The organism is Streptomyces sp. AC627_RSS907, from assembly GCF_019049165.1.
This window is the reverse complement of the sequence record NZ_JAGMUE010000189.1, coordinates 1-555: the sequence shown is the minus strand read 5'-3', so window position 1 is coordinate 555 and position 555 is coordinate 1. Positions and strand designations below refer to the sequence as shown.

At 67.2% G+C, this 555-nt stretch carries 1 pseudogene; it reads right to left on the bottom strand.

The window, feature by feature from the left end:
• Window positions 1-300, bottom strand: a pseudogene (locus KUM32_RS31335) (protein-L-isoaspartate(D-aspartate) O-methyltransferase); the annotation flags it as partial.
• Window positions 301-555 lie beyond the last annotated feature (255 nt).

Sequence of the window (555 nt, the reverse complement as noted above, 5' to 3'; positions counted from 1 at the left end):
GTTGGAGCAGGACGGAATCTTTCCCTTCCCTGGTCCGGTGTAGGCCCCGTCATCCCACTGAGTGGTGATCGGCGCGTCCGCGTAAACGGCCTCCCACCAAGCGCGAGGTGCCTCTGATCGCAGCAGTCGGTTTCCCTGACGATTGCCGCCGGCGCTCCCGGGCCAGATCGCCTCCGGCACGAACAGGTGCCTCGGCACCTGTCGGCACGCGGGAAGCCAGTCAGAGGCGAGCGACCCTTTCCGCATGAGCGCGGAGGCCAACCGTTCGAGGCCGGCCTCCGCCACGTCGTGCTCAGTCATCGACCGTCCGCCGGACCTTGCCCGTCGTTGGTGTTACCACCCTCGTCCGACCCGCCGCCACCGTGCTTGTTCCCACTGTCGCTGTCATCCTGCGGGTTACCGCCCTCGGCCGTCATGAGCCACCACTTACGCATGGGGTTACCTCCTGGGTTCGCGTGACATCGGGTGGCGAAGCCCTCGACTGGAAAGCCGTGGCTACGCCGCACTCGCGAGTCGCGGGTCCTACGTGTCATCACCGGCGGTGTGCGACAGGGC